This window comes from Vibrio mexicanus (assembly GCF_001012815.1).
GTDB lineage: Bacteria > Pseudomonadota > Gammaproteobacteria > Enterobacterales > Vibrionaceae > Vibrio > Vibrio mexicanus.
The window spans coordinates 82,366-105,020 of the sequence record NZ_JYJP01000109.1 but is presented as its reverse complement, the minus strand read 5'-3'; the positions used below and the strand labels follow the sequence as shown (position 1 = coordinate 105,020).

Genomic DNA, 22,655 nt, shown 5'->3' with positions numbered 1-22,655 from the left:
CTTTGTCTCTTTATTTGCCTGAGGCTGCAATACTTTGAATTGCCTCAGCCACTTTAATGTCTGCATCGAGTTTTGCCGCTTCACGCGCTGCGATGGACATTTCTAAAATTTTTTCTCTAGTCAGCTCTGAAATTTGCTCAGCTAAACCATCCGCCGTCAGTTGCGGCTGTTCAATCATTTTGGCCGCGCCACACTCAACCAAATGGTCGGCGTTTAATGCCTGCTGTCTATCTTTATGCATGAAAGGAATAAAAATAGCCGCGACACCCGCTGCTGATACCTCTGATACAGTTAAAGCACCAGAGCGACAAACTAGCAAATCTGCCTGTTCATAGGCTTGAGCAACATCATCAATAAACTCAACAACCTGAGCATTTTTAACGCCGGCACTCTGATAAGCTTGTTCGACTTCTTGTTGTCGGTTCTTACCCGCTTGATGAACAACTTGGTAGCCTTCACCTAACTGGGATAACGCAAGCGGTAAGGTCGTATTTAAAATTTGCGCGCCTTGCTCCCGCCCATTACCAATATCTGAATATCACCCTCGCGATTTGCTAGGCGATTTTGTGGTGCAGGAATTTGAGTGACGTCTTCACGTACTGGATTACCCACAACTTCAGCATCAGAAAACGCCCCAGAGAATGCTTGGAACACCTTGGTAGCCACTTTCGACAACCATTGGTTAGTTAAGCCCGCAACCGCATTTTGCTCGTGCAGTACCACTGGAATACCCATTGATTTAGCTGCTATTCCGCCAGGACCGCTAACGTAACCGCCCATCCCTAAAACGACATCCGGCTTCCAAGCAACATATGCTCACGCGCCTGCTTTACTGCATTAAGGATCTGAAACGGTGCTTTTAACAACTTAAGCACACCTTGGCCTCGTAGGCCCTTCACTTTAATGAAGTCGATTTCGATGCCATGCTTAGGCACTAAATCAGCTTCCATACGATCAGCGGTACCCAACCAGCGGATTTCCCATCCTTGCTCTTGAAGCTTCTTAGCAACTGCCAAACCGGGGAAAACATGTCCACCCGTACCACCAGCCATTACCATTAAGCGCTTATTCTTTTTCATCGTTCTCTATTTCTTCTTTTGCTATGTCGTCTTGCTGGGAGCCACCATCAAGGCGACATTCATGATCAATTCGCAGCAAAATGGATACTGCAATTGCCATAATAATTAAACTTGAACCACCATAACTGATCAAAGGTAAGGTTAAGCCTTTGGTCGGGACCATGCCCGCAGCCGCCCCCACATTAACCAAGGTTTGGAAGGCAAACCAAATACCGATACCAAAGGCAAGATAACCGCCAAAGTTATGTTCATGCTCGAACGCTTTCTTACCAATGAAGACCGCTTTTAGCACCAAGCTAAAGATCAGCATGAGAACTAATACGACGCCGACAAAGCCTAACTCTTCGGCCAATACGGCAAATACAAAGTCGGTATGCGCTTCTGGGAGATATTCGAGTTTTTGAATTGAGTTACCCAAACCTTGTCCAAACCACTCACCACGCCAAAAGCCATCAAGGATTGAGTCAGCTGATAACCGCTTCCAAATGGATCTTCCCACGGGTCAAGGAATGAGGTCACACGACGAACACGGTAGGGTTCTGCTGCAATCAATGCAATAACGGCCACGATTCCTGCCACCATCAGGGCAATAAACTGTGTGAGCTTAGCCCCTGCGACAAACAGCATGCCAAATAGCGTCACCAGCATAACGATCACGGTTCCTAAATCCGGCTGACCAAGTAGCAAGATCGCCAATGCACCGAACACCACAATGGGCTTAAAGAAGCCGCCAAAGAAGGTTGAGCGCACTTCATCTTGTTTTCTGACCAAATAGCCAGACATGAAGATAAACAGCGAAAGCTTGGCAACTTCTGCAGGCTGGAGGTTAAACAGCCCTAGTGGGATCCAACGCGAAGCACCGTTTACTGATTTACCCGCGACTAACACGACAATCAGCAAGACAAAAGAGATACCTAAGAGCACAGAGCTGTACTGTAACCAACGCTGCAAAGGGATTTGCAAAACCGCTGTCGAGACCATCAGTGACAGAATTAAAAATACCGCATGACGAAACATGAAGTGAAACGGCTGATCGGTCAGCCTTGAACTTACAGGAAACGAAGCAGACGTCACCATCACTAGACCAATTAACATCAGGCCTAGTGATATCCATACTAACTGCCTATCGAACAGCGCGTCTGGCGTGTGAGTGGTAAACCAACCTTTTGTCGCTCCGAGCATTCCACGTAAACTCATTCAAGATCCCTATTTTTGAGTATACTGGCGGGCAATATCGGTGAACGCGTCACCTCTAGCATGAAGTTCGGGAACTGATCGAAGCTTGCACAAGCCGGTGACAACATAATCATATCGCCAGCCTGAGTTTGTGGACTCACAACTTCAATCGCTTCGGGCATAGTTGAGAAATATCTTGCTGATGGATGAAGAGAGAGAAACTCCTTACCATCCGCGCCATAGCAACAAAGCTGAACATTTAAGTTACCCAGAGCTGGCGCAAGTTCCGAGAAATCGGCACCTTTGCCATCACCACCAACAAGCAGATATAAGGTGCCTTCTAACTCTAAGCCAGACAGAGCCGCTAAGGTGCTCGCGACGTTGGTCGCTTTTGAGTCATTCACCCATTTCACACCATCTTTTTCTGCTACCACTTGGCAGCGATGAGTAAGACCCGTGTATGAGGTAAGCGCTTCAAGGCCTTGGCGGTAGTCGATACCCGCTTGCTTGAGAAGCGCAATCACAACAAGCGCATTCGCCACATTGTGGCGACCAACTAAAGATAACTTCGAAGTTGGGAGTATAGGTAACTTGTTGTCACTCAGCCACTCAACACCATCCTTAGTGATAACCTCAAACTGAGCTTCGTTTTCGACACTAAATTCAACAAGATTCAAGTTCTTGCTATCAGGGTAAGTCGCCTTGTCATCTAAGTTCACAACGCAAGCAGAAGCATGTTCAAAAATACGTAATTTCGCCTCACGGTAATCCGCCATACCTTCATAGCGATCCATGTGGTCTTCAGAAAGATTCAAAAATGCGGCGGCGACAAGAGGCAAACTAGACGTGGTTTCAAGTTGGAAGCTAGACAGCTCCAAGACGTAAAGATCCACTTCCTGCTCCAGTAAATCTAAAGCCGGAACACCAATGTTACCGCCAATAGCAGTCTTCACACCGCACGCATTGGCAACCACACCTGTCAGATCGGTAACGGTACTTTTGCCATTCGAGCCTGTGATTGCGATAACTGGCTTATCGACTTGCCACGCGAACAGCTCGATATCACCCACAACAGTTGTTCCTGCTTTAACAACGGTTTGAATCTCTGGCGTCGCTAGAGCAATACCAGGGTTGGTCACCACCAGATCCGCATCTTCTAGCCACTGGGTATTCCAGCTACCTGAATACAGCTCGACGCCATCAGGTAAAGATTCTTTTCCTGGAGGATTATCGCGAGTATCAATAACGCGTATGTTTAAGGGTAACTCTAAACGTTTGAGGTGCTTAACGACAGAGAGCCCGGTAATACCGAGCCCACATACCACGACATTTTTAATGTGTTGCCAACGTTCCATGCTAACTCATTGAAAGTGATTACTTAATTGGAAAGAACTGGTCATCCAGAACGATTAACGTACTTTAAGTGTCGCCAGTCCGATCAATACTAGAACAATTGAAATGATCCAAAAACGCACAATAACTCGCGGCTCTGGCCAGCCTTTTAGCTCGTAGTGATGATGGATAGGAGCCATGCGGAAAATTCGCTGACCACGCAACTTATATGAGCCAACTTGTAAGATAACCGACAAGGTTTCCATTACAAATACACCGCCCATAATGACAAGTACAAATTCTTGTCTCACTAGTACCGCAATCGTACCTAGAGCACCGCCTAGCGCTAGCGAGCCCACATCGCCCATAAAGACTTGCGCTGGATAGGTGTTAAACCACAAGAAACCTAAACCCGCCCCCACAATCGCCGTACAAACAATCACAAGCTCTGAAGCCATTGGAATATGCGGGATGTGCAGATACTCTGCGAAATTAACGTTACCTGTCGCCCATGCAATCGCCGCAAAGCCCGAGGCCACTAAAACTGTTGGCATGATTGCAAGACCGTCGAGACCATCGGTTAAGTTAACCGCATTACTGGTTCCTACAATCACAAAGTAAGTCAGAATAATGTAGAACAGTCCCAGCTGAGGCATGATGTCTTTGAAGAAAGGCACTACCAGCTGAGTTGCTGCTGTATCTTTGCCGTGTGCGTAAAGCGCAAATGCCACGATCAACGCAATCGCTGATTGCCAAAAATACTTCCAACGGGCGATAAGGCCATCGGTGTTCTTACGCACCACTTTACGATAATCATCGACAAAACCGACTGCGCCATAACCACCAAGTACCGCTAGAACTGCCCAGACGTAAGGGTTGCTCAGGTCCGTCCAAAGCAATACGGTAATAATGATTGCCGCTAAAATCATGACTCCGCCCATGGTCGGCGTGCCGCGCTTACTAAAATGCGATTCAGGGCCATCGTTACGAACGACTTGGCCAATCTGAAGCATTTGAAGACGTCTAATTAAGCGTGGTCCCATCCAAAGCGACAGACCAAGTGCGGTTAACACACTAACGATGGCTCTGAATGACAAGTATTCAAATAGACGAAAAAAAGAAAAATATGGCTGTAATAACTCTGCTAGCCAAATGATCATGAGTATTTCTCCTTCAAAGCAGTAGCGACTTTACTCATACCCGCACTGTTAGCACCTTTCACTAATAATGTGTGCGTTTGAGTATCGTGCTTAACCAGCTGCTGCTCAATATACTGAATCATGCTTTCATGATTACTAAAGTGCTTTCCATGACATACGTCGCTGATCGCTTTTGCGTCATCACCAAATGTCAGGACATGCTCAAATTTAAACGGTGCAGCATGTTCTCCAACTTGCCGATGAAGTGCAAGGCTTTCCTCACCTAACTCTGCCATATAGCCTAAAATAAGCCACCGAATACCATCAAAGCTGTTAAGTAGGTCGGCGGCGGCTTTCATTGCTGGAACACTGGCGTTGTAACTGTCATCGATCAGTTTGATTGAGTCGGTGAGCTCAACCACTTCAACTCGACCTTTCACCATACCTAGTTGTGCCAAACCCAATTTAACTTGCTCCAATGTTGCCCCCATAAAGAGAGATAACGCGCAAGCAGCCAATGCATTGGCCACGTTATGCTGACCAATAATACCTAGCTGAACGTCGATATTGCCTTGCGGTGTTTGCAAGGTAAAACTGGCTTCGCCTGTGTCAGACAGTCTGATGTTCGATGCAAAATAATCCGCTTTGCTCTCTTTCACCGAGAACGTCGTCACTTGCTTGTCTGCTAGGACTGCTTCCCAGTATTGCTCACCATGGCTATCTAAGTTAACAATGGCAGGTGAGCCTGCCGTTAATCCTTGGTAAATTTCGCCTTTAGCCTGTTTCACGCCATCCATTGAGCCGAAACCTTCGAGGTGCGCAGCCGCAACATTGTTGACCATGGCGATATCAGGTTGAACCAATTGAGTCGTATAAGCGATCTCTCCGATATGATTGGCGCCGAGTTCAATTACCGCAAAATCGTATTCTGGCGTAGAGCGCAGCAGGGTTAACGGCACCCCAATATCATTGTTAAAGTTACCTGCGGTAAACAGCACCTTGCCTTTGGTAGAGAGAATACTGGCAACCATCTCTTTCACTGTGGTTTTACCGCAGCTACCTGTGATAGCGATGGTAGGAATATCGCACTGCAGATGCACCCATGCACCTAGCTTGCCAAGCGCAAGCTTAGTGTCTTTTACCAGTAATTGAGGGATAGAAACATCAAGCGGTTTAGAAACAAGTACGGCACTGGCACCCTGTTCTGCAGCGTTATCAACAAAATCGTGCGCATCAAATCGATCACCAACAATGGCAATAAATAGCTTCCTGCCTCTATCTTTCGAGTATCTGTCGAGACACTGTTAATGATGCGATCGTCACCAATCAAAGTCGCATCAAGCACATCCACTAACGTGGAAAGCGATACTGAAATCATTCGTAATTCCTTTCGTCTACAGACCTAATAATTGCTGAGCAGACTCGCGGTCTGAGTAATGGATGGTCTCATTCGCCATCACTTGATAATCTTCGTGCCCTTTTCCTGCCAGCAAGATGATGTCATTTTCATTCGCATGATTGAGTGCGAACTCAATGGCTTCATAGCGGCTGTGCAGAATGTAGGCATTGTCTGGTTGCTTAAGACCTTTTTTCATGTCCTCCACGATAGTGGCGGGATCTTCACTGCGCGGATTATCGTCTGTCATGATCACTTGGTCGGCGAACTGCTCGGCAATAGATGCCATCATTGGCCTCTTACCCGTATCGCGATCGCCACCACAGCCAAATATAGCCCACAGTTTTCCTGAGCAATGCACGCGCAATGCTTTCAACGCTTTCTCGAGTGCATCAGGCGTATGAGCATAATCGACGACGACTTTAGCTTTGCTGCCATTCTTAAACAGCTCCATACGGCCGATGACTGGCACTAACTTCGGCGCAGCCTCGACAAGCGCTACTTTATCAACACCGAGCGAAAGTAAACACGCAAACGCCAAAAGCACATTACTGGCATTGAACTCACCAATAAGCGGAACATGGAGCACACCTGAACCAAACTTACCATCAAACGATAGCTTAATGCCGGACTCTGAGTAGTGTACCTCTTTGGCAAACACAGCCTCTGAAAATTGGCAATCAGGCTTTAGAGACACGGCAATGGCATCGGATAAACGATTTAGCCACTCATGACCAACAGGATCATCAGCGTTGATGATCGCCTGCTGACACTCGTGCTCGGAGAACAGGGTGTATTTAGCTTCAGCGTAGGCTTCCATGGTCCCGTGATAATCGAGGTGGTCACGGCTCAAGTTAGAGAAAACACCAGCGCTGAACGTCAGCGCTTTAACGCGCCCTTGCACCAAACCATGAGATGAGACTTCAAGCGCAGTATATTTAGCGCCCTCATCAGCTAAATCAGCCAAAGTGCTCTGAATCTCAATCGCACTGCCCGTTGTATTGGCAGCTTGCTTTAAATCTGATAGAAAACCATTCCCTGTTGTGCCCATTACGGCAGCACGTGAACCAACCAGATCGAGCCACTGGACGATCAGTTGCGAAATAGTGGTTTTGCCATTCGTACCTGTCACACCAATCACAGCATTGCCTTGGTGATTGTACAGACGACCAGCGAGCTGAGATAGGTGCTCACCGAGATCCGATAAATAGACCACTGGCTTTTGAGCGCGCAGCTCAACGCTGCCATGAGGATGCTCAGAGCAAGATTGAGCAATAACGGAACTAGCGCCGAGTTCAATCGCTTTATCAATAAACTTTCGGCCATCAACGGCGTGCCCGACTACCGCCACAAAAGTGTCGCCTGAAGTTATCTTGCGACTATCAAGCTCTAAATGGGTCACGTCTACATTCGATAAAGCTTCTGACGCGTTGGTAAGCCATGGGGCGACAAGCTGAGATAAAGTCATCTTCTCAATCATTGTTAGTTTTGCTCTTCACTTTTTGTCTTATTTTCATCTGGCGCTACGTTCAATATTTGCAGGGCACTTTTCATAATTTCAGAAAAGACAGGGCCGGCAACCGAGCCACCATAATAATTATCACCTTGCGGTTCATTCACCACCACCACCAAAGCCACTCTCGGATTACTGGCTGGCGCTACGCCTGCGGTATAGGCAAAGTATTCATCACCATAACCACCAGCCACCGCTTTACGTGATGTACCCGTTTTAGCGGCAACACGATAGCCGGGCACGGCTGCACGGGTGGCGGTACCACCTGGCTGAGTGACAGTTTCTAACATTTTCAGAACCGATTTAGCGTTGTCTCGGCCAATCACCTGACGAGACAGGTCTTGCTGATTATTATCGATAATATGAATCGGTTGATACTCTCCAAAGTTGCCTAGGGTGGCGTAAGCGTGGGCAAGTTGCAGTGGCGTAATAGTGAGACCATAACCAAAAGAGAAAGTCGCAATCTCATGCTTAGACCAGCGACGGCGATTCGGGAAGATACCGGAGGTTTCACCCACCAAATTCAAACCAGACATTTCGCCAAACCCGACTGAACTGTACATGCCCAACAAGGCCTCAAGCGGCATATCCAGTGCGAGTTTCGCCACACCGATGTTACTGGATTTTTGTAGAATAGTAGTAAGGTCAGCTTTGCCTACTTTCGACGTATCACGAACCCAACTACCGCCGGTTCTCATGCGACCATTACCCGTATCGATCACAGTGTCTAAGTCTGCCGTCCCCTCTTCTAACGCCGCAAGTACGACAAAAGGTTTTACCGTTGAACCCGGTTCGAAAGCATCAGTGATGACGCGGTTACGCATTTTGAAAGATTGCAGGTCAGCGCGATTGTTTGGGTTGTAGGATGGCGCGTTCACCATAGCTAACACTGCACCGGTCTTCACATCCAGCAACACAGCCGAGCCTGATGTCGCACGAAAATCGGCGACCGCCTGCTTGATGGCTCGATAAGCAATCGCTTGTAGACGTTGATCGATTGTTAACTCTAAAGGCTTACCTTCTTCACGCTCTTCTAAAGAGATGTTTTCAACCACTCGGCCATAGCGATCTTTGCGGATAATTCGTTTGCCAGCTTCACCTGTTAACCACTTATCGTAACTGCGCTCAACGCCCTCTAAACCGTGGCCATCAATACCCGTCACACCAATTAAGTGGGCGCTGACTTCACCCGCTGGATAATAACGACGAGATTCGGCTTTTAACCCCACTCCCGCTAGCTTAAGCTCACGGATATATTTCGCCATGGCAGGACTAACTTGGCGTTGCAGATAGATGAATCGACGTGATTTGTTTTTTTCGATTTTACTGACAAGGCTTTCACGGGCGATCCCAAGTACGTCTGCAAGTGCATACCAGCGGTCAATATCAACTAATCCACCCGCTTTGTAGATGGCGACAGGATCTGCCCAAACCGCCTCAACAGGCACACTTACTGCCAATGGTTCGCCATTGCGATCAGAAATAATGCCACGAGCAGAATGAAGGGTTTGAGCACGAACCGAACGCATATCGCCTTGGCGAATTAAGTTGTCCGGCTCAATAATTTGAATGTAACCAATACGACCGACGAGCGCAGCAAAAGCACAAAAAACGAAGAAAATGATGAGATAGAAGCGCCAGCGGATAAGAATTGGCCCCGACATATCAGTTTTTTTAGGTTGAGCTTTGGCTTTTTGGGTGGTCATTGCGAGGAGATCACTACTTCCGTGTTAGCGTTAGGTCGAGTCATTTCAAGCTCTTGCATCGCAACGGCTTGAACACGACTATGCTCGGCTAGTGCCGTTTCTTCCAGAATTAAGTTGCGCCACTCGTTATCTAAGCGTTCGCGCTCAGACAATGCTTGATCCTTTTCAAAAATCGCTTGTCTGGTGTGATGAGTGGTAAATACGACCCCCATAGCACTTGCAAACAGGAGCACCATAATAAACAGCGGGAGTCGTCCCACTGTTATTAGATCTAGCCCGATCAATTTTGCAAGGTTAGGAGGTGTTTGTTTCATTGGTGTCTTATAGTTTCTCTGCCAAACGCAATACCGAGCTGCGCGAGCGTGGATTCATGTCGACTTCTTCTTTTGATGGTTTGATCGCTTTACCTACTGGTTTCAAATTAGCGCTGCCCATTGCTTTGATTTGATCTTCGGTCAATGGAATACCATGTGGCACTTCTGGCCTTTACTCTCTTTACGGATAAAACGCTTCACCATTCTATCTTCAAGTGAATGGAAGCTGATCACCGACAAGCGGCCTTGCGGCGCAAGAATACTTGCCGCCCCTTTTAGTGCTGTATCAATCTCTTCAAGTTCGCTGTTGATATAGATACGGAAAGCTTGAAAAGCACGAGTAGCTGGGTGCTTTTTCTCTTTAAAACTTTTTGGCGCGGCTTCTGAAATCAATTTCGCCAACTGACTGGTTCGAGTCAGTGGCTCTTTCTCTTCGTCTTCACGATGCGCCACGATCGCCTTAGCGATACGGCGAGCGTGTTTGTCTTCGCCAAACTCACGAATAACCCAAGTGATATCATCCAAGTCCGCTTCTAAAAGCCATTGAGATACGGGGACACCAGACGTTGGATCCATACGCATATCCAACGGGCCATCTTTCATAAAGCTAAAACCACGCTCAGCGTCATCAAGCTGTGGCGATGACACACCTAAATCGAGTAACACGCCATCTACCTTGCCGACCAAATCGTATTGCTCTGCGTATTCAGCCATTCCTGAAAACGGACCATGAACAATGGTGAAACGAGGGTCATCGATTTTATTGGCTTCAGCAATCGCTTGAGGATCTCTATCGATACTATACAAACGACCATTTTCACCCAATTTTGAAAGAATCGTGCGGCTATGACCACCACGTCCAAAAGTACCGTCAATGTAGATGCCATCTGGTTTAATCGCCAAACCGTCGATCGATTCGTTAAGCAGTACAGAAATATGTTGGAAGGGTTCAGTCATAATGTTCTCATCAGGCTTGATTGAATATTCGCAATAACAAGCGATTACCAAACTATCAGTGTACTGATTTAGTGGCTAATCGCTACTGTTAGTCGTGATCTTGCGCTAAGTTTAAGGCTAACAAAGTTAAATTCGTCAATTAAAAGCAAAAAACCCATCATAGCTTTGCAGCTATGATGGGTCTCGAATAGGTGGAGTTGACACATACGCCGGGTTCTGTCCCGCTTACGCGGTGGTAACCATTCGTCTAGGCCTGCAATCGCTCACAGGCTCAAGCAATCTACCCGCCCCAAACACGAGCCATGCTATGTGAGGCCTATTTGATCTTGCTCCGGGTGGAGTTTACCTTGCTACGCACTGTTACCAGACGCACGGTGCGCTCTTACCGCACCCTTTCACCCTTACCTGTGCTTACTTCCCTACTCCGAAGAATAAAAGAAGATTAAGCCATCGGCGGTTTTCTCTCTGCTGCACTTGTCGTGAGCTCACGCTCCCCAGGCGTTACCTGGCACCCTGCTCTATGGAGCCCGGACGTTCCTCCCCTTCATCAGTCTCCCGAAGGACATCAATGAAGCAGCGATTACCCGTTCAACTCCGGAGGCGGATTGTATAGATAATTAGATACAGTGTCTAGCGCTATTGAATACCACCGACAAATCCCCCAGCGCTCATAAACAAAAGGCCTGTATCGAATACAGGCCTTTGTTATGCATCTCGAAGCGCGGTCGTTAAGACAGGTTCTCTAGTCCCCATTTATAAAGCGCATTCTTCTTCAAGTTATAGATTTCTGCTGACATCGCTGCCGCCTTCTTTAATGGCAGCTCTTTTACCAGAATCGACAAAGTGCGAGTCGCTTCCTCTGGTAGCTCATCAGAGGCCTCTTCACGGTGACCATGGATCAATAGCACCATCTCACCTCGGCGCTGATTTTCATCGCTCTTCACCCACTCAATCAACTCGCCTAAAGGCAACCCTTGAATCGTCTCAAAGGTTTTAGTTAGCTCACGGGCTAGCACGACTTCGCGATCTGGGCCGAGGATGGAAAGCATATCGTCCAATGAATCCATAATGCGATGCGGCGACTCATAGAAGATACACGTGCGCTCCACTTTAGCGATTTCAAGAAACTTATCTTTTCTGCCTTTGCTCTTTGGAGGCAGGAAACCTTCGAAACTAAAACGATCTGACGGTAAGCCCGACGCACTCAATGCAGCAATCACTGCACATGCACCAGGCAGCGGAACAACTCTGACGCCTGCTTGACGACATTGTTTCACCAGATGGTATCCTGGATCACTAATTAAGGGCGTGCCCGCATCTGAAACCAAAGCGATAGACTGCCCTTGTTGCAATTTTTCAACTAAGACTTGCGCTTTTTGCTGCTCATTGTGATCATGCAGTGCAAAGGTTTTTGTTTGTATATTGAAGTGAGCAAGTAATTTACCTGTATGTCGAGTGTCTTCAGCAGCAATAACGTCGACATTAGACAAAACTTCTATGGCACGTTGAGTAATATCACCTAAATTGCCAATAGGGGTCGGAACAATGTAGAGAGTTGAGATCTCTGCTGGCAAGGTTTTGTTATCTGTCATTTGTTTACCATCACTTCAACGATTAATATAGAGACAATTTTACACGGAATTATTTAAGAACTCATGGCTATGAAGAACCATAAGAGAATAAGTGTACCACGCTTGCTGACTCCTGTTGCACTGGCAATTACCCTAGCAGCATGTTCATCGCAACCGAAAGCACCGCTTAGCGTTGATATTACCCAAGATCCGGTGAGGTCTGCGCAAAGTTACATCATGCAAGCAGACAGCAGCCAAGGTAGTTTGCAAAATGATTGGCTTATCATGGCATTGAAAGCTTCTGTTGAAGCCAATGATGTGGAACAAGCGAACCGCTTGATTAACCGCTTGTCGAAGCAATCTTTAAGCCCTCTACAACAGGCAGAGTGGCAACTGGCTAGAGCAAACCTTGTTAAGAACGCTGGCGATTATGACTTAGCACTGTCTAAGCTAAACTTCCAAAGCAACTGGTCACTGCCTGATGAGCAATGGCAAGAGTACCACCAGCTTCGTTCAGACCTTTTCGCTCTTCAATCTCGTTATTTCGAAGCGGCAAATGAGCTGTCGAACCTTTCACGATATGAACGCGAACAAAAGCAGCCTCTGCTGTCTGAAGGCATTTGGGAATACTTATCTTACGATGTCACGCCAGAGACAGCGCGCCTCGTTCAAGCGTCATCAACCTCGACATTTGCAGGTTGGGTTGAATTAAGTCAAATCTCGAAACAGTACGCGACAAGCATTGCTCAGTTAAAAGGTGAGATTGAAGAGTGGTTACTCGCAAACCCGAATCATCCAGCCGCGCTGTACACACCAAACAAAGTGCAGGACATTCTCGCTTTAGATATCGCAAAGCCAGTGAACACTGCACTGTTATTGCCTTTAACAGGTCGCTTCGCTAAACAAGCCCAACTGATTCGCGATGGATTCATCATGGAGATGATGAACGATGAAGAACGCGATGACAGTGCGACTTTGACTATCGTTGATACTAACATCAACGACGCGAAAGCGATTGAAACATTGATGCTCGAAAAAGACATCGATTTTGTTGTTGGTCCACTGACTAAAGACAAGGTGGAAGAGCTGCAAACCGCACTAGACAACCTACAAAAACCGATTCCGACTCTCGCATTGAATATCCCAGATACGTTAGAAGCCGGCACCGACACTTGCTATCTTGCACTATCACCAGAGCAAGAAGTCGCTCAGGCAGCCAAGCACTTTTTTGAACAGGGCTATCAATATCCATTGGTCTTGGCACCACAAGGCAGCCTAGGTCAACGTGTGGTTGAAGCTTCAATGAAGAGTGGGCTAAGCACAGTGACAATAAAGTCGCAGTTAATCTGTTTGGCCATAAACGCCAACTACAACGCAACATTAATGGCGTGTTTGGTTTGCAAGATAGTCAGCAGCACATCGCACAAATGGAAGCACTGCTCGATATCCCTCTAGAGAGCCAGCCTCGCAGCCGCAGAGATATTGATGCCGTTTACATTGTGGCAAAAAGCTCTGAGTTAACGCTGATTAAGCCATTTATTGAAGTTGCAATTAACCCAGATACGATTCCACCGAAGCTGTTCTCTAATTCACGCAGCAACAGCTCAAGCAAACAGTACGAAGATCTGACGGGCGTTACCTACAGTGATATCCCTCTTCTGATTCAGCCGGATGCTGCACTAGAAGCAGAAATGGCGCAGCTGTGGCCAAGAAACTCTAATGCAGAGAAACGATTGCAAGCTCTCGGCATGGATGCTTATCAGTTGATGGAGCAACTACCACAAATGAAAGTGGTTGAGGGTTACTCTATCGAAGGTAAAACAGGTGTTTTGACCATTGATGAGCAATGCGTCGTACAGCGCGAAATTAGCTGGGCAGAGCGTGAAGCTCTTTAGTAAAAGAGCTAAAGGCGATCACTTCGAAGCCGCGGCGCTGGATTATTTGCAGCGCCGTGGCTTAAAACTTGTTGAACGTAACTTCAATGCGCGCTGTGGAGAGATCGATTTGATACTCACTCATGGCAGTACGCTGGTTTTTGTTGAAGTTCGTTACCGAAAAAGCCAAAATTTCGGCCATGCTGCCGAAACCGTTAACCCAGCCAAAATGCGTAAGTTAATTAAAACGGCAAACCTTTGGCTAATGAAACACGACCACTCAGTTCATGATACTGACTTTCGATTTGATCTCGTCGCGATACATAACGACGGCCATGACATCGAATGGATACAAAACGCAATAACTCAAGGATAAACGATGCTCGATAGCATTAAAGACAGTTTTACAGAAAGCATTCAAATTCAAATTGCCGCTGCAGAAGCTCTGCCAGACGCAATTACTCACGCAGCGCAAGCTATGGTCACGAGTTTACTCAATGGCAATAAGATTCTGTGTTGTGGGAATGGGGCTCCTCGTCTAATGCACAGCAATTTGTATCCTGCCTACTCAACCGTTTCGAAACGGAAAGGCCAAGCCTACCAGCCATGGCGTTAACCGCCGACAACACAACGTTAACGGCTGTAGCCAATGACTACCACTACCAAGAGATCTTCTCAAAGCAGGTACGCGCTTTTGGTCAACCGGGCGATATTCTTTTAGCTATCTCGACCAGTGGTAACAGTAAAAACATTATCAAAGCGATGGAAGCTGCCGTAACTCGCGACATGACCATCATTGCCCTAACCGGTAAAGATGGTGGCGAAATGGCCGGTTTACTTGGCGAACATGACGTTGAAATCCGTATTCCCTCACACCGTACCGCAAGGATCCATGAGGTCCATATGGTCACGCTGCACTGTTTATGTGATCTTATTGATCAGGTACTTTTCCCTGCTCACGAGGAGTAAATGATGAAGTCAATCAAACTCTTTTTTGTTGCCTTGGGTATCGCTCTGTTAACGGGTTGTGGCTCGCTACCCGGTTCAGGTGATTCATCCAGCTCAAACTTAGATCCGCGCTCAACTCGAGATAAATGGAACGACAGCAACATTGAATTTTCGATCGTTGGTATTGGCAACAAAGCCCCTTACCGCGGCCAAGCACGTATCTCAGCCAGTTCATACGATGGCACCGTGGTGCTGATCGGCCAATCAAGCACAGAAGAGCTTTTAAACCAATTTGAGAAAGAAGCTCGTTCTGTTGATGGCGTTAAAACCATCCACAACCAAGTCCGCATTAAAGCCCCACTATCGGTCACTGAAATAAGCGCAGACAGTTGGATCACCACTAAAGTGAAATCCGCATTACTGGCAGAAAAAGCGCTAGATGGCTTGCAGGTTAAGGTGATTACCGAAGACAAAGAAGTCTTCTTGCTCGGTTATGTCACTAAAGAACAAGCCGATAAGGCTACCGAAGTTGCCCGCAACATTTCTGGTGTTAAGCAGGTCATTCGCGCTTTCCAGTAAACGGCTTCCTATAAGCTATTTCCAGTAAGCAACAAGCACAAAAAGAAAAAGCAGCGCTGATGCGCTGCTTTTTTAGTTTAATAGTGACGACTGAGCATTTTATTTGATAACTCGAAGACTCGGCTTACCTTTTGGTCTAGCCGGTTCTGATTCAGCCTCTGTCACTTCAGCTGGCGTGCTCTCTTCTGTCGCTACAGAAAGCGGAGATGGCGCTTCTGGCTCGTATACAGCCTCTTCTTCATCTATTCGCGCTTCGTAAGCTTCTTCAGGTTCAAACATTGTTCCTGCACCATTCTCACGAGCGTAAATCGCTTGTACTGCATAGAGTGGAACGATCACCGAATGTGGACGACCACTGAAGCGAGCATTAAATGTAATCGCTTCATTACCTAACTCTAAGTTCCCAACCGCACGCGGCGCGACATTCAAGATAATTTGACCATCTTGAACGAACTCAAGAGGAACTCGTACACCAGGTACATTGGCTTCTACCACCAAGTGTGGCGTTAAATCGTTATCCACTAGCCAATCATAAAATGCTCTCAGCAAATATGGTCGGCGCGGTGTCATGTTAGAAATATCCATCACACCAACATTAACGAGATAAACGCATCTCACGCTCAGCTTCCGTCAAAGAAGCTAAGAATGAATCACGCTCAAATACGCGGTTCATGTAGATTTTCAGCTCTTTTGAGCCAGGACCGATTAGGTCGATACCAAGCTGAGGCAGACGCATAGTAGAGGTGCTAGGTAGCAATCAATTAGGCTGAACTCATCGCTCATGAAGTATTCATACTCAGCGAAAAGAGGCGCTAGAGTCAGAAGGTCGTTACGAAGTTTGTTACGAGCAGACTCAGATTCTTCTGCATTACCTTTCACAACTTTCTCTGCTAGTGAGTACCAGTTACGCTCGATGCGGTAAATCATCAAACGGCTGTTACCACGAGCAACTGGATATACAGGCATCAATGGTGGATGAGGGAAACGCTCATCAAGGTATTCCATGATGATTTTTGAATCGTAAAGCGCAAGCTCACGATCAACAAGAGTTGGTACTGTCTTGTACGGGTTTAGTTCAACAAGTTCTGTCGGCAGATTTGCCTCATCAACTAGCTCAACTTCAACACTTACACCTTTCTCAGCCAGAACGATACGAACCTGATGGCTATACATATCAGATGCACTTGAAAATAGAGTCATCACAGAACGTTTATTGGCAGCTACAGCCATGGAGCCCTCCAGCAGACTTACAGATATAAAAAACAATGGAGGCATTGCCTCCATTGTATACATTAAAAATTAGGAATTAGCACCGTATGGTAGCACAATTAGTGCACATCACGCCAATACTCTTTCTTAAGAAGCACAACGATGATGGTGAAGATAACAAGGAAGCCCATCACCCACCAACCCAACGTATGGCGCTCAAGTTTCACAGGGTCACCAGAGTACTCTAGGAAGTTTACAAGATCGCGAATGGCGTCATCGTACTCTTCTTCGTTTAGCTCACCCGTACCGTCTGTTTTAATATCGACGATGACTTGCTCTTCAACGCCATCCACAACACGCGTACCGTATACTGGCTGAGGAATACCTTGAAGCTCTTCAAGAACATGTGGCATACCTACCATTGGGAACACAACGTTGTTCACACCAAATGGGCGAGACGGATCTGCATAGAAAGAGCGCAAGTAAGTGTATAACCAATCCACACCACGAACACGAGCAACCAACGTTAGATCTGGTGGCGGTGCACCAAACCATTGAGCCGCAGAGTCTTGCGGAATTGCACTCACCATAAGATCACCAATTTTCGCCTCAGGGTCGAACATTAGATTCTCTTTCATTAGGTCAGCAGGAATACCTAAATCTGTCGCTACTCGCTCGTAACGCTGATATTGCGTAGAGTGACAAGCAAAACAGTAGTTCATGAATAACTTGGCACCATTTTGTAGCGATGCCTGATCCGATAAGTCGTTATTTGCTTTGTCTAACGGTACCTTTGGACCGGCTGCCATCGCGAGAGCAGGCAGCATTGCAAACAAAATTACAATCCATTTTTTCATTTGAAATTCACCCTTTCTGGTAATGGTTTCGTCGCCTCATTCTTACTGTAGAAGTACAGAAGTACAAAGAACATGAAGTAACCTAAGCTAAAGATCTGCGCAAGCAGTGTATACGTTGGCGTTGCTGGAAGCGCACCAAGAATACCCAACGCAATAAAGCTGATGGTGAATTGAATGATGTTAAACAGGTGGAACTTACTACGGTAGCGGTAAGAGCGCACACGACAGCGGTCTAACCAAGGTAGTACGAATAGTACGGCAATCGACGCACCCATTGCGATAACACCTAGGAGCTTGTCTGGAACAGCACGCAGAATCGCGTAGAACGGCGTGAAGTACCATACTGGAGCAATGTGTTCTGGTGTTTTCAGTGGGTTCGCTGCTTCAAAGTTAGGTGGCTCAAGGAAGAAACCGCCCATCTCTGGATTAAAGAACAACACATAACAGAAGAAGAATAAGAAACCTGCGACACCAACCAAGTCCTTAACCGTACCGTATGGGTGGAAAGGAATGGAATCAATAATGTCGTATTTCTTCGTGTAGTCTTCGTGGAACTTAAACTGAGTCTTGTAATCGTCGCCTTGAGAACCTTTAGGTAGCTTAGTTTCGATACCGTCTGGGTTGTTTGAGCCAACTTCGTGAAGCGCTAGAACGTGAAGAACAATAAGAAGCAGCAGAACGATAGGCAGCGCAATAACGTGCAGTGCAAAGAAACGGTTTAGCGTCGCGCCAGAGATAACGTAGTCACCACGAATCCATAGCGTTAGGTCGTCACCGATAACAGGAATTGCACCGAACAATGAGATGATTACCTGAGCACCCCAGTAAGACATCTGACCCCATGGTAGTAAGTAACCCATGAAAGCTTCTGCCATTAGAACTAGGAAGATCAGCATGCCGAATACCCAAAGCAGCTCACGCGGCTTCTGGTAAGAGCCGTAAATCAAACCACGGAACATGTGCAGGTAGACGACAACAAAGAAGCTGATGCGCCAGTAGAGTGCATGTAACGCAGTAACCAACCGTATTCCACGTCACGCATGATGTATTCGATAGAGGCAAATGCACCATCACCAGATGGAACATAGTTCATAGTCAGCCAAATACCCGTTAGGATCTGGTTAACTAGCACCAACATTGCCAATGAGCCAAACAAGTACCAAAAGTTGAAGTTCTTTGGCATTGGATACTCAGACAAGTGCTTTTTGTACGCATTCATTGCGGGTATGCGTTTTTCTACCCAATCAAGTAGAGCTTGCATTATGCCTCCCCTGTTTCATCAACACCGATGATAATTTTGGTATCACTTAGGTACATGTGCTTAGGTACCACTAGGTTTAGTGGTGCAGGAACACCTTGGAAAACTCGACCAGCCATATCAAATTTAGAACCATGACATGGGCAGAAGAAACCAGAACGCACGCCTTGAACTTGCTCGCCAAAGGTATCTGGCAAATAAGTAGGCGAACAACCTAGGTGGGTACAAATACCAACAGCCACAAAATACTCAGGCTTAATTGAGCGATAAGCATTCTGAGCGTAATCTGGCTGCTGCTCTTCATTGGAGCTAGGGTCACGAAGCTGACCGTCAAGATCTTTAAGGGTGTCGACAACTGACTGGGCGCGACGTACAACCCATACAGGGTTTCCTCGCCACTCGACACGAACCATTTGCCCTTCTTCAAGTTTTCCAATTTCAACTTCAACAGGGGCACCCGCCGCTTTCGCTTTGGCACTTGGGTTCCAAGATTTAATAAAAGGAACGGCGACAGCAGCTGCTCCCAAACCACCCACAACCGCGGTTGTGGCAGTTAAGAAACGTCTACGGCCGTTATTTAAAGGCGCATTGCTCATCCAAACATTCTCCCATTTGCTCCCTTTGGATTATTGTTATTCCGCTTACAGAGCATGGCTAACAAGATACGAATTTAGTTGTATTTATTTGACGGGAAATGATAAATAAAACCCTACTTTTTGACAAGATAAAGCTACCTTTTTGCAACATTCGTCGGGCAAAGCGTTCGCATGGTCACAAAAGCGCTAAAATTGAGCGATATCAGGAGGAAGTATTCGGAATGAAGAGGTTTTGAGAAGGGGAAAAACAAAAAAGCCTGACATAAATGCCAGGCTTTTGAACCACAATCCAGTAATAACTGGAAGCGAACTCTTTGTAAAAAGAGATTAACGCTTAGAGAACTGTGGACGACGACGTGCTTTACGTAGACCAACTTTCTTACGTTCAACGCAACGAGCGTCACGAGTAACGTAGCCAGCTGCACGTAGAGCAGGACGTAGAGACTCATCGTATTCCATTAGCGCGCGAGTGATACCGTGACGGATAGCACCAGCTTGGCCAGAAATACCACCACCAGAAACAGTGATGTATAGGTCTAGTTTCTCAGTTAGTTCAACTAGCTCTAGAGGCTGTTTAACAACCATGCGAGAAGTTGGACGACCGAAGTAAACATCAAGGCTACGCTTGTTGATTACGATCTCACCATTGCCTGGCTTGATGAAAACACGAGCTGCTGAGCTTTTGCGACGGCCAGTGCCGTAGTATTGATTCTCTGCCATTTTCATAATCCCCAATTAGATGTCTAGTACTGTTGGTTGTTGAGCAACATGGTTGTGCTCAGCACCAGCGTAAACTTTTAGCTTACGGTACATAGCACGGCCAAGAGGACCACGTGGTAGCATACCTTTAACAGCTAGTTCAAGAGCCATCTCTGGCTTGCGATCAATTAGCTTCTCGAAGCTGATTGATTTTAGGCCGCCTGGGAACTCAGTGTGACGGTAGTAGATCTTACCTTTAGCCTTGTTACCAGTTACAGTAACTTTCTCCGCGTTTACAACGATGATGTAGTCACCAGTGTCAACGTGTGGAGTGTATTCAGCTTTGTGCTTACCGCGAAGGCGAGAAGCGATTTCACTTGCTAGACGACCAAGAGTTTTACCTTCAGCGTCTACAACGTACCAGTCGCGTTTTACAGTTTCTGGTTTAGCAACGAAAGTTTTCATGCTAATAATTACCTATTAAAAAATTTACACTTAAGGAACAATATGTTCCCACTGTCTAAGAGCCCCATTCATCACCCCTTCGAGTGTTGGTAACTCTCGGCATAGCCATAGAAAATCTAATAACTAGAGGCCAGCAGTAACGGTAGGTCGCAGGATTATAGAGAAGTAAGCTGAAAAAATCACCTCTTTTTGAACAAAATCACGATTTTTTTCTCGCAGCCCAAAATTGTGTGATTTTCCTTAGCCTAAGTGCTCTTTTGCTAGGTAATCATGGCTTTGCATTTCAATTAATCGTGACAGACATCGCTTAAACTCAAATTCAAGCTGTCCACCACTATATAAGGCATCCATCGCCACCTCAGCCGAGATTATCAGCTTAACGTTTCTTTCGTAAAACTCATCAACTAAAGCAATGAAACGACGGGCAGCATCATCAAGGGTCACACCCATCTGTTTGACATCGGCAAGCAGCACGGTGTGATAGATGCGAGACATTTCAATATAGTCATTTTGGCTACGCGCAGACTGACATAACTGCTCAAAAGAGGCATGGAGAACCCCATCACTCGCCTCGATAACGGGAATGCTTCGATGATTGATATCAATCTGTGACTCTTTTGCCTTCCCCTCGCCAACTAGCTGGCCGTAATAACGATAGAGGTTTTCAGTTGCGGCTTTGTCTAGCGGATAGTGATAGATCTCAGCTTGCTCAAGCGTACGCAAGCGATAGTCCACTCCACTATCCACATTCATAACGAGGCAGTTTTCTTCAATTAACTTAATCGCAGGTAAAAAGCGCGCACGCTGCAATCCGTTTCGATAGAGATCTTTCGGTGGGATGTTGGACGTCGCGACAAGAATGACACCTCGCTCAAACAAGGCTTGGAATAGAGTGCCAAGAATCATTGCATCGGTGATATCGGAAACAAAAAACTCGTCGAAACAAATAATCTCTGCTTCTTGTTTGAATGTGTCCGCTATTGACTCTAATGGGTCAGACTGCTCACCCAAAGCCTTCAACTCATCATGTACACGGTACATAAAGCGGTGAAAGTGAACCCGCATCTTTTTGTCGCTCGGTAGCGCGTCAAAAAAGGTATCCATTAAGTAAGTTTTACCGCGCCCTACACCGCCCCAGAAATAGAGGCCTTTTGGCGCAATCACTTCCTGCGGCTTAACAAACCATTTCTTCCAACCTTTAATTTCCTCCGGCTGAGCTGAAATGTAGTCGTTGAACTCGTGATATAGCTTGTCTAAGGCTTCAACAGCCTGCGCTTGAGCGACATCTTCTTGAAAACCGAGTTCACGGATATCATGCAAGTATTTTTCTTTTGGGGTCATTACTTTACTACTTTATAGAATACACCTAAGGACGAAATGCTTTAGGAAGAAGGTCTTACAAGATTAAACAAAATGCTTATGCACTTTTTCTTTATTGGGTATGAAACTCATAGTACCATGGACTTTCGACATGTGTAACCAAGTGGTTGCAAACATGTTAAACAACAACGATAAGGAGCTTTTATGCCGTGGATTTACGCCCTTGTTGGCTTGCTAGTTGGTACTGTACTGGGTGTTGTTATCGCTCGTATTTCTAACCCAGAATACAAAAAGCAAAAAACCGTTAAAAAAGATCTAGAGGCCGCTAAATACGAACTCGAACAACAGCGCCAAGACCTTTCTGACCATTTCGCTCAAACAGCCGAGATGCTAGACACGCTTGGTAAAGATTACACTAAGCTGTATCAGCATATGGCGAAGACGTCATCTGAACTGCTTCCAGAGCAACCGGCTCAAGACAATCCGTTTGCTAAAAAGATTGCTCAGCACAATCTAGACGAGTCAGAAGTACAAGTTGAGCAGCCTAAAATGGAAGAAGCACCGAAGGACTACGCAAACGGTGCAACTGGTCTTTTAAAAGAAGACAAGAAAGAGATCATTCAACCTGCCGATGTCGTTACTGCAAAAGCATCGTAAAAACCGCTGA

General features: G+C 46.4%; 14 protein-coding genes, 1 other RNA gene and 9 pseudogenes. 5 read left to right on the top strand and 19 right to left on the bottom strand.

What is annotated here, in order from left to right; all coding sequences use genetic code 11:
• Positions 1-10 precede the first annotated feature (10 nt).
• The 11 genes and pseudogenes from murG to rsmI form a co-directional block, all read right to left on the bottom strand.
• Positions 11-1,079, bottom strand: a pseudogene (murG, locus tag UA76_RS16775) (undecaprenyldiphospho-muramoylpentapeptide beta-N-acetylglucosaminyltransferase).
• A pseudogene (gene ftsW / locus UA76_RS16770) lies at positions 1,066-2,276 on the bottom strand (cell division protein FtsW). Before ftsW ends, murG begins: the two co-directional pseudogenes overlap by 14 nt.
• Positions 2,277-2,285: 9 nt before the next feature.
• Positions 2,286-3,610, bottom strand: a pseudogene (gene murD, locus UA76_RS16765) (UDP-N-acetylmuramoyl-L-alanine--D-glutamate ligase).
• 54 nt (positions 3,611-3,664) lie between these two features.
• The gene (gene mraY / locus UA76_RS16760; protein WP_047048519.1) at positions 3,665-4,747 is read right to left on the bottom strand and encodes a phospho-N-acetylmuramoyl-pentapeptide-transferase; all 1,083 of its coding nucleotides are present in this window, start codon (positions 4,745-4,747) and stop codon (positions 3,665-3,667) included.
• Positions 4,744-6,104: pseudogene (gene murF / locus UA76_RS16755) on the bottom strand (UDP-N-acetylmuramoyl-tripeptide--D-alanyl-D-alanine ligase). Before murF ends, mraY begins: the two are co-directional and overlap by 4 nt.
• A 16-nt stretch (positions 6,105-6,120) precedes the next feature.
• A complete protein-coding gene (murE, locus tag UA76_RS16750) occupies positions 6,121-7,602 on the bottom strand; it encodes a UDP-N-acetylmuramoyl-L-alanyl-D-glutamate--2,6-diaminopimelate ligase (RefSeq protein ID WP_047048516.1) in 1,482 nt (493 codons plus the stop codon).
• 2 nt (positions 7,603-7,604) lie between these two features.
• The gene (locus UA76_RS16745; protein ID WP_047048512.1) at positions 7,605-9,341 is read right to left on the bottom strand and encodes a penicillin-binding transpeptidase domain-containing protein; all 1,737 of its coding nucleotides are present in this window, start codon (positions 9,339-9,341) and stop codon (positions 7,605-7,607) included.
• Positions 9,338-9,655 carry a cell division protein FtsL gene (gene ftsL / locus UA76_RS16740; RefSeq protein ID WP_047048509.1) on the bottom strand — a complete coding sequence of 106 codons (318 nt, stop codon included), beginning with the start codon at positions 9,653-9,655 and terminating at the stop codon, positions 9,338-9,340. Before ftsL ends, UA76_RS16745 begins: the two co-directional genes overlap by 4 nt.
• A gap of 7 nt (positions 9,656-9,662) precedes the next feature.
• Positions 9,663-10,612: pseudogene (gene rsmH / locus UA76_RS16735) on the bottom strand (16S rRNA (cytosine(1402)-N(4))-methyltransferase RsmH).
• Between the two features lie 189 nt (positions 10,613-10,801).
• Positions 10,802-11,208, bottom strand: an RNA gene (gene rnpB, locus UA76_RS22600) — RNase P RNA component class A.
• A 132-nt stretch (positions 11,209-11,340) separates the two neighbouring features.
• A complete protein-coding gene (rsmI, locus tag UA76_RS16730; protein WP_047048507.1) occupies positions 11,341-12,204 on the bottom strand; it encodes a 16S rRNA (cytidine(1402)-2'-O)-methyltransferase in 864 nt (287 codons plus the stop codon).
• A 69-nt stretch (positions 12,205-12,273) separates the two neighbouring features.
• Here rsmI and UA76_RS16725 point away from each other — a divergent pair.
• From UA76_RS16725 to UA76_RS16710, 4 genes and pseudogenes are all read left to right on the top strand, one after another.
• Positions 12,274-14,078: pseudogene (locus tag UA76_RS16725) on the top strand (penicillin-binding protein activator).
• On the top strand, positions 14,065-14,433 hold the full coding sequence (locus tag UA76_RS16720; protein WP_047048503.1) for a YraN family protein: 369 nt from the start codon (positions 14,065-14,067) through the stop codon (positions 14,431-14,433). The pseudogene UA76_RS16725 and the gene UA76_RS16720 overlap by 14 nt, the downstream one beginning before the upstream one ends.
• Before the next feature lie 3 nt (positions 14,434-14,436).
• Positions 14,437-15,026 (top strand): annotated as a pseudogene (locus UA76_RS16715) (phosphoheptose isomerase).
• 3 nt (positions 15,027-15,029) lie between these two features.
• The gene (locus tag UA76_RS16710) at positions 15,030-15,584 is read left to right on the top strand and encodes a BON domain-containing protein (RefSeq protein WP_047048707.1); all 555 of its coding nucleotides are present in this window, start codon (positions 15,030-15,032) and stop codon (positions 15,582-15,584) included.
• Between the two features lie 99 nt (positions 15,585-15,683).
• On the opposite strand, the gene sspB is transcribed toward UA76_RS16710, so the two are convergent.
• From sspB to zapE, 8 genes and pseudogenes are all read right to left on the bottom strand, one after another.
• Complete coding sequence (gene sspB, locus UA76_RS16705) at positions 15,684-16,169, bottom strand: ClpXP protease specificity-enhancing factor (protein ID WP_047048501.1); 486 nt, start codon at positions 16,167-16,169, stop codon at positions 15,684-15,686.
• 10 nt (positions 16,170-16,179) lie between these two features.
• Positions 16,180-16,814: pseudogene (gene sspA, locus UA76_RS16700) on the bottom strand (stringent starvation protein SspA).
• Positions 16,815-16,912: 98 nt separating this feature from the next.
• A complete protein-coding gene (locus UA76_RS16695) occupies positions 16,913-17,650 on the bottom strand; it encodes a cytochrome c1 (protein ID WP_047048498.1) in 738 nt (245 codons plus the stop codon).
• Positions 17,647-18,911: pseudogene (locus UA76_RS16690) on the bottom strand (cytochrome b). Before UA76_RS16690 ends, UA76_RS16695 begins: the two are co-directional and overlap by 4 nt.
• Positions 18,911-19,504 (bottom strand): ubiquinol-cytochrome c reductase iron-sulfur subunit, encoded by a 594-nt coding sequence (gene petA / locus UA76_RS16685; RefSeq protein WP_047048494.1) that lies wholly within the window; start codon positions 19,502-19,504, stop codon positions 18,911-18,913. The pseudogene UA76_RS16690 and the gene petA overlap by 1 nt, the downstream one beginning before the upstream one ends.
• Positions 19,505-19,831: 327 nt before the next feature.
• The gene (gene rpsI, locus UA76_RS16680; protein ID WP_047048492.1) at positions 19,832-20,224 is read right to left on the bottom strand and encodes a 30S ribosomal protein S9; all 393 of its coding nucleotides are present in this window, start codon (positions 20,222-20,224) and stop codon (positions 19,832-19,834) included.
• Positions 20,225-20,239: 15 nt separating this feature from the next.
• The gene (gene rplM / locus UA76_RS16675; RefSeq protein ID WP_047048488.1) at positions 20,240-20,668 is read right to left on the bottom strand and encodes a 50S ribosomal protein L13; all 429 of its coding nucleotides are present in this window, start codon (positions 20,666-20,668) and stop codon (positions 20,240-20,242) included.
• 240 nt (positions 20,669-20,908) lie between these two features.
• Positions 20,909-22,009: a cell division protein ZapE gene (zapE, locus tag UA76_RS16670; RefSeq protein ID WP_047048484.1), complete on the bottom strand. Its 1,101-nt coding sequence runs from the start codon at positions 22,007-22,009 to the stop codon at positions 20,909-20,911.
• A gap of 183 nt (positions 22,010-22,192) precedes the next feature.
• On the opposite strand from zapE, the gene zapG reads away from it, so the two are divergent.
• The gene (zapG, locus tag UA76_RS16665; RefSeq protein WP_047048481.1) at positions 22,193-22,645 is read left to right on the top strand and encodes a Z-ring associated protein ZapG; all 453 of its coding nucleotides are present in this window, start codon (positions 22,193-22,195) and stop codon (positions 22,643-22,645) included.
• Positions 22,646-22,655: the final 10 nt, after the last annotated feature.